The organism is Methylobacterium sp., assembly GCF_028290105.1.
Lineage (GTDB): Bacteria > Pseudomonadota > Alphaproteobacteria > Rhizobiales > Beijerinckiaceae > Methylobacterium.
The window spans coordinates 97194-104193 of record NZ_JAQGKL010000037.1; the positions used below are offsets into that span (position 1 = coordinate 97194).

A 7000-nucleotide genomic window follows, 5' to 3' on the forward strand; every position below is an offset into this window, starting at 1 on the left:
CGCCGTGCCGGCTCCGGCTGCTCAAGGACTGGAACACAGGTGCGCCTGCCCAACGCGACCGCGATCACCACGCGCATCAAGCACGCCGCCCTGGCCTTCGATGCCTGGGTGAATGCGAGCCTGTACGATGGCGGCCGTTCGGCCGGAGAGACCTACGAGCGCTTCCAGGAGCGCATGAACGCCTTTTCCGTGCGCGGCTGGAAACGCGTCGCCCTGGACCTGACCAGCGAGGCGGTGACGCTCGGCACCGGCGGCGCCGTGGTGATGCTGGCGTTGGCCCAATCGGCCTTCAACCTGACCAGCGACAACTGGCTGAAGGCCCAGGACCTCGCCGTGACCTTCCTCGACCGCTACGGCACCGAGGTCGGCCGGCGCGGGATCAAGCACGATGATTCGCTCAAGCTCGACGACTTTCCCGACATCATGATCAAGGCCCTGGTCTCGACGGAGGACCGGCGCTTCTACGAGCACTGGGGCATCGACCCGATCGGCACGGCCCGCGCCCTGGTCTCGAACTCGCGGGGCGGCGGCAACACCCAGGGCGGCTCGTCCATCACGCAGCAGCTCGCCAAGAACCTGTTCCTCACGAACGAGCGCTCGCTGGAGCGCAAGGTCAACGAGGCCTTCCTGGCGCTCTGGCTGGAGAGCCACCTCAGCAAGAACGAGATCCTCAAGCTCTACCTCGACCGAGCCTATATGGGCGGCGGCACCTTCGGCGCCGTGGCGGCGGCGGATTATTATTTCGGCAAGCCGTTGAAGGACATCAGCCTCGCTGAGGCCGCGATGCTGGCCGGCCTGTTCAAGGCCCCGACGAAATACGCGCCGCACGTGAACCTGCCGGCGGCCCGCGCCCGCGCGGCCGACGTGCTGCACAACATGGTGGAGGCCGGCTTCGTCACCGAAGGCCAGATCCAGACCGCTCTGCGCAACCCCGCCACCCCGGTGACCCGCACCCGCGACATCACGGCCGACTACTACCTCGACTGGGCGTTCGGCGAGATCAAGCAGATGGCCGATGCGGGCCGCTTCCGCAGCGACCGCGTGCTCACGGTGAAGACCCCCCTCGACCTCACCATCCAGCGCAAGGCCGACGAGGTCGTGCAGGGCACCCTGCGCCGCCTCGGCGAGCAGTACGAGGTGGACGAGGCCGCCATGGTGATCCTCGATCCGGACGGTGCGCTTCGCGCCATGGTCGGCGGCGCCGATTACGGCGAGAGCCAGTTCAACCGCGCCACCGATGCGCTGCGCCAGCCCGGGTCGTCGTTCAAGCCATACGTCTACGCCGCCGGTCTCGCATCCGGGCTGTACCGCCCCGATACCCGGGTGGTCGACCGGCCGGTCTGCATCGGCAACTGGTGCCCGCAGAATTACGGGCGCTCGTTCTCCGGCGCCACGACGCTGACCGTGGCGGTCGCCAAATCCATCAACACCATCCCGATCCAGGTCTCGATCGCGCTCGGCAAGGCCATGGGCATCTCCCACGAGGCCCGGGCCGCGGCCGCCGGGCGCAAGAAGATCATCGAGATGGCGCACGCCATGGGCATCACCACGCAGCTGACGGATTCCGTCTCGCTGCCCATCGGCTCGGCCGAGGTGAACGTCATCGACCAGGCGGCCGGCTACGCGGTGTTCGCCAATGGCGGTCGCAAGGCCAAGCCCTACGCCGCGATGGAGGTGAAGAACTCCTCCGGTGAGGTGATCTACCGCCACGCCGACGAACGGGTGGAGCAAGTGCTCTCGACCCAGGTGGTCGCCGACATGAACTTCATGCTGACCAAGGTGGTCGAGGAGGGCACCGGCAAGCGGGCGGCGCTGGAAGGCATCAAGGTCGCGGGCAAGTCCGGCACCACGAACGCCTATCGCGACGCCTGGTTCGTCGGCTACACGGGCAATTACGTGGGCGCCGTCTGGTTCGGCAACGACGACCACACCTCCACGAACAAGATGACCGGCGGCTCGCTCCCCGCCATGACCTGGCACGACGTGATGGAGGTCGCCCACCAGGGTATCGAGCTCAAGCCCATGCCGGGTCTGAAGGACCCGGGGCGTGCAGTGGCGCAGGCGAGCCCGACCGCCGCGCCCGTCAACGCGGCGGCGAGTGCCGCCGGCAAGCTGTCGCGTCGCTCCTTCGAGGTCATCGGCAGCATGAACGGCCTGTTCCGGCAGGTCGAGAAGGCTGCGGAGAAGGCGCCCGAGAAATCCTCCGGCCTCCGGCCGCTGCGTGCACCGGGCGCCGTCGCGGACGGGACGCGTCAAGCCGACGGCCGCATCGGCATCCCGTAACCCGCACGCCTGTAACCACCCACCATGCGCATGACATTGGCCGAGACGGTCGCGCGGTTGCGCCCGGCCCAGACCCGAACGCCATCCCCCGAATCCCGGAGTGCCGATGGCTCACGGCCCCGCTCCGGCCGGGGCCTGGCGGCAGCCCTGCGCGGCGGGGTCCGGCGCGCCTCCACCGTTACCCTCGTCCTCTACGCCCTGGCGCTTGGCGTCGGGATCGGGCTCGCCACCGCCGATTACGCCACCCGGGGCGGCTATCCCTTCGGGGGCGTGCGCGTCGCTGCCTGGACGGCGTGGCCGAAGGTCGGCTCGCCCGGGGCGGACCCCTATGCCCGCGCGGTCAATGCCCGCCGGGGCGAAATACCCCTGACGATCGGCGAGGGCATGCTGCTCACCGCCGACCGTGACGATTCCGGCCGGGCCCTCGACGCCGCCTGCACCTACGCGGTGGCCGGCGTGACGCCGCCCGCCCGGGCCTGGACGCTGACCGTGGCCGGGCATGGCGCTTCGGATCCGGCACGTCCTCCGATGCGCACGGGCTTCACCGCCACCGAGATCCTGCGCGAGACCGACGGACGCTTCGTGATCGCGCTCTCGCCCGAAGTGCAGCCGGGCAACTGGCTGCCGATGCCGCCCGCGCGGGGCGCCGTGCGCCTGGCGCTGCGCCTCTACGACACCCCGGTGGCGGCGAGCGCGGGCAATCTCGACCGCTCGGCCGTGCCGGCGATCACCCGGACGGGATGCGCCGCATGAGCCCGCGCGGCCGCTTTCTCGTGGCGACCCTGTCGGGCCTGGTGCTGGCCGGGCTCGTGCACGTCGTCGTCGTCCTGCTGATTCCCCGCCTGTCGGAGACCGACGCCTTGCCGCGGGCGCGGACGGAGGAGGCTCTCGACCATCCGGTGCCGGTCAAGTCCGTCGCCGGCGGCGAGGTCACGGCCACCGCCGAGGCCTGGCTGCCCGTTCCCGACCCGTCGGTCGCTGTCGGTCTCTGCGCCTACGATCTGGCGGACGGCCCGATGCGCGTCTCCGCCCGGACAGGCCCGCTGATGATGTCGCTGGCGGTGCATGGGCGCCGTGGCGCCTTCTATGCGGTGACAGACCAGGCGGCGGTACGCGGCGCCCTCGATCTCGTGGTGCTCACCCGCGCCCAGTACGACGAGGCGCTCGCCAACGCCGACGAGGACGAGGTCAGCCACGATGTCCGCATCGTGGCGCCGGATTCCAAGGGATACGTGGTGGTGCGGGTGATCGCGGCGCTGCCGAGCCAGCGTCCGGCCGCCGATGCAGCGGTCCAGGCGGTCTCCTGCACCGTCGACAGCCCGGCCGAGGATTCCAAGCCGGGCGGCTGACCCGCGGGCTCGATCGTTAGTATTTCGCCACGATGGGCTTCGACGCGGCGGCCACCTCGACCTCCGGCACGAGCCCGCAGCGCGCTTCAGCCTCCGGCGGCACCAATGGGTCGAGGATGGGCCGGCGGCCGTCGAGGGCCGCCAGCGTGCGCTCCACCGTCACCGCCTCCGGGCCCGGGACCTCGATGAGGAGATGCTCCAGGGCATAGCGGTAGCGCCCCGAGCGCAGGCCGGTCTCGAGGCGGACCCAGGCGATCAGGCACCGGTTCTCCGCCACCCGCATGGCGGCGTGACGGATGTCGTGGTCGTCCAGCGCCTTGACGAAGGGCAGGCTGCGCAGGCGCAGGGCATCGGCCTCCTTGACCCGTGCCGCCAGGGCGGCGAATTGCGGGATCAGGCGGGCATCCGCGCCGATATCCTCCGACAGCCGGCGATAACGCGAGACCGGCGAGCGGAAGGCCCCGTCCATCAGCGTATCGTGGTAGGCGGCGGGATCGGATGAGCGCCAGTTCGGCGGCAGCAGGCGGCTGCGGGTCAGGTTGGCCAGCAGGTCGGTGAAGGCGTCGCGCCCGGCCGACGGCATCAGGAAGCGCCACGCTCGGTCGCGCAGGGTCCGTTCGTCGTCCGTGAGGGGAAAGTCCGAGGCCGGTTCCTCGCGCTCGCGCGCGGCCAGGGTCCCGGTGGTCTCCACGAGGCTGTTCCAGGCGCTCGCCTTCGGGCGCCCGAAATCGCCTTCCTGCGCGCATCCGGCGAGCAGCACCAGCAGGGCGACGGGAAACAGGCGAGCGGGCGCGGCGGAGCGGCTGGGTCTGCAGATCGGCGACATCCCTTCGGACCCGCGGCTCGCGATCAGGACCGGCGGCGCAGACGCGGCGCGGCGATGTCCGGCTCGGGCATGCGTTCATAGCGGACGCCCGTGAACAGCAGGATCGCGCCGCGCGGGGCCTGCTCGTCCTGGCGCCGGAACCGGCGGCCGGCGGTGGGAAACGTCACGACGGTGTTCGTCGGACGATCAGGGAGGCGCTCGATGCCTCCCAATTGTAGCGACCTGTCGGGGCTCATCGGCTCTTTTCCGATCCCATGCATCATGTGGGGCGACCCGTCATCGGGGTTCGCCACCCCCGCCTCCGGGCCGTATCGGCGTCGCGGGGGAGCCGCCGGAGATCAGCACGGCGTGGTTAACGGAATGTTGCTGCGCGTGTCCCACGTTGGGCTGCACGGGGCGGGACGATGCGCTCCGCTCGCCCGTGTCTTTCGCATCACGCGAGATTTTCCGCATCACTTCGGCGGCTCTGGGCGGTGGCGCATGATTTGCATTCAGTTTTATCGCCCATGGCGGGCATTTCCTCCCTTGCACTCGGCCCCGCTCGCCCGGCGAGCGGGGCTTTTTTGCAATCCCGTGTGCGGATCGTGGGCGCCTCGTCCGCAGGACCAGCGGGAACACCTGGCCGAGCCAACGCTTGCTAAGGGCGGGGTACGCCCGATATGCCGATGGCCTTCGAGCGGGGGCTTCACGCTACGCCCCGACACCCATTCCATCCCCCATCGTTCCATTCCGAATGAAGGACGCCGCAGCATGCGCGTGTTGACCGCACGATCCACTCGCCCGGCCCTGGGCCTCCGCACCGCCCTGAAGGTCGCGCCTTTCGCCCTGCTGGTGCTGGCCGCAACCCCCGTCCAGGCCCAGCGCGAGGACCAGGGCCTTCAACTGGGTTGCGCGAACGACTATTTCCGCCTCTGTGCCGGTGTCGATCCCAACAGCCAGGACGCCGAGCGCTGCATGGACCGCAACCGCTCGCGCCTCTCGCCGGAATGCCGGAACGCCATCGGCGACTACGACCGGCGGACCGGCGGCAAGTCGCAGAAATAGGCCCAGCGCGGGGATCCGACCACGGGGTTCGGCGCCCCACGCTGGTCGGGGCCGGTTCGAGGACGGAGAGTTGAAAGCATGGCCCTGACCGTCGCGGTGCAGATGGACCCGATCCAGGCGATCCGGATCGCCGGGGACACCACGTTCGCCCTGCTGCTCGAGGCACAGGCGCGCGGGCACCGACTCCTGCACTACACGCCCGATCGCCTGTCGATGCAGGGCAACACCGTGACGGCACGTGTCGAGACCCTGAGCGTGCAGGATGTCGAGGGCGCGCACGCAACACTCGGTGCGCCCGAGCGCATCGACCTGTCGGGCGTCGACGTGGTCCTGATGCGCCAGGACCCACCCTTCGACATGGCTTACATCACCGCCACCCACATGCTGGAGCGCATCCATCCGCGCACCCTGGTGGTGAACAACCCGTCCGAGGTGCGCAACGCGCCCGAGAAGCTGTTCGTCCTCGACTTCCCCGAACTGATGCCGCCCACGCTCATCACCCGCGACAAGGCGGAGATCGAGGCCTTCCGGGCCGAGCACGGCGCCATCGTGATGAAGCCCCTCCACGGCCACGGCGGCGCGGCGGTGTTCCGGGTGCTGCCGGAGGACGCGAATTTCGGCTCGATGTTCGACCTGTTCTCGGTGACGTTCCGCGAGCAGTGGGTGGTGCAGCGTTTCCTGCCGCGCATCACCGAGGGCGACAAGCGCATCATCCTCGTCGACGGCGAGCCCATGGGCGCCATCAACCGGGTTCCGGCCCTCAACGACATCCGCTCCAACATGGTGCGGGGCGGGGCGGCGGCGGCTTCCGATCTCACGGAGCGCGAGCGCGCCATCTGCGCCACCATCGGCCCCGAACTCCGTCGGCGTGGCCTCATCCTCGTCGGCATCGACGTCATCGACGGCAACCTCACCGAGATCAACGTCACCTCGCCCACCGGCATCCGGGCGATCAAGCGCCTCGGCGGACCGGACCTCGCGATCACGGTGTGGGATGCGATCGAGGGGCGGCTCGGGGCGGTGGGCTGACCCGCTTTCGAGCCGAGGGGTGAGCGCCGTGACAGACTGGCAGGCGCTTCAGGTGGCCGGGATCTCAGGTGGCATGGCGCTGGCCTGCCTCATCGCCATGACAATCGCCTCCCCGATCTTCGAGGGTCATACAAGGGCCGGTGCCGCCCGTGAGGCGCCGGATGCCAGCAAGGTTCAGGATCGCCACCGGACGGCCTGACTTGATCGTGTCGTGACACGAGCCTGATCCATCACAGCACGCGCCGGACGCTGGAGCTTCCATTCGCTCAGGTCTCACCCCGCGGCGTCGCGTTCATCTCGGCCCAGTCGAATTCCTCCTCAAGCACGTAATAGGCGTCGTCTCCGATATCGCCGGAGCGGCGCAGGGCCAGCACCCGGTCGCGGGCGGCCTCGATGGCACGGCGGCGGGCCGCATCGGCCGGGAGTGCTTCCGCCGCAAAGCCCGTGTCACGGGACTTGGCCTGTTCCA

The 7000-nt window shown here is 69.8% G+C and carries 8 protein-coding genes and 1 pseudogene; 6 read left to right on the forward strand and 3 right to left on the reverse strand.

Annotation, left to right across the window (positions count from 1 at the left end):
• Positions 1–39 precede the first annotated feature (39 nt).
• Genes JWQ05_RS03015 through JWQ05_RS03025 form a run of 3 tightly spaced genes read left to right on the forward strand, consistent with a single transcriptional unit; the run spans position 40 to position 3632 of the window.
• A complete protein-coding gene (locus JWQ05_RS03015; protein WP_299654236.1) occupies positions 40–2283 on the forward strand; it encodes a transglycosylase domain-containing protein in 2244 nt (747 codons plus the stop codon).
• Between the two features lie 24 nt (positions 2284–2307).
• A complete protein-coding gene (locus tag JWQ05_RS03020; protein WP_299654239.1) occupies positions 2308–3036 on the forward strand; it encodes a DUF1214 domain-containing protein in 729 nt (242 codons plus the stop codon).
• A complete protein-coding gene (locus tag JWQ05_RS03025; RefSeq protein ID WP_299654241.1) occupies positions 3033–3632 on the forward strand; it encodes a hypothetical protein in 600 nt (199 codons plus the stop codon). The genes JWQ05_RS03020 and JWQ05_RS03025 overlap by 4 nt, the downstream gene beginning before the upstream one ends.
• 16 nt (positions 3633–3648) lie before the next feature.
• On the opposite strand, the gene JWQ05_RS03030 is transcribed toward JWQ05_RS03025, so the two are convergent.
• Together JWQ05_RS03030 and JWQ05_RS03035 are read right to left on the reverse strand one after the other, a co-directional pair.
• Positions 3649–4458 (reverse strand): hypothetical protein, encoded by an 810-nt coding sequence (locus tag JWQ05_RS03030; RefSeq protein ID WP_299654244.1) that lies wholly within the window; start codon positions 4456–4458, stop codon positions 3649–3651.
• A 23-nt stretch (positions 4459–4481) separates the two neighbouring features.
• Positions 4482–4751, reverse strand: coding sequence for a hypothetical protein (locus JWQ05_RS03035; RefSeq protein WP_299654247.1), 270 nt, complete (start codon positions 4749–4751; stop codon positions 4482–4484).
• 457 nt (positions 4752–5208) lie between these two features.
• On the opposite strand from JWQ05_RS03035, the gene JWQ05_RS03040 reads away from it, so the two are divergent.
• The 3 genes from JWQ05_RS03040 to JWQ05_RS03050 all read left to right on the forward strand — a co-directional run bounded on the left by JWQ05_RS03040 (position 5209) and on the right by JWQ05_RS03050 (position 6730).
• A complete protein-coding gene (locus JWQ05_RS03040) occupies positions 5209–5502 on the forward strand; it encodes a hypothetical protein (RefSeq protein WP_299654250.1) in 294 nt (97 codons plus the stop codon).
• Positions 5503–5580: 78 nt separating this feature from the next.
• Entirely contained in the window at positions 5581–6531 is a 951-nt protein-coding gene (gene gshB, locus JWQ05_RS03045; protein WP_299654253.1) for a glutathione synthase, read from the forward strand.
• A 19-nt stretch (positions 6532–6550) separates the two neighbouring features.
• A complete protein-coding gene (locus JWQ05_RS03050) occupies positions 6551–6730 on the forward strand; it encodes a hypothetical protein (protein ID WP_299654256.1) in 180 nt (59 codons plus the stop codon).
• Between the two features lie 67 nt (positions 6731–6797).
• Here JWQ05_RS03050 and JWQ05_RS03055 read toward each other — a convergent pair.
• Positions 6798–7000 (reverse strand): annotated as a pseudogene (locus JWQ05_RS03055) (sodium:proton antiporter); the annotation flags it as partial.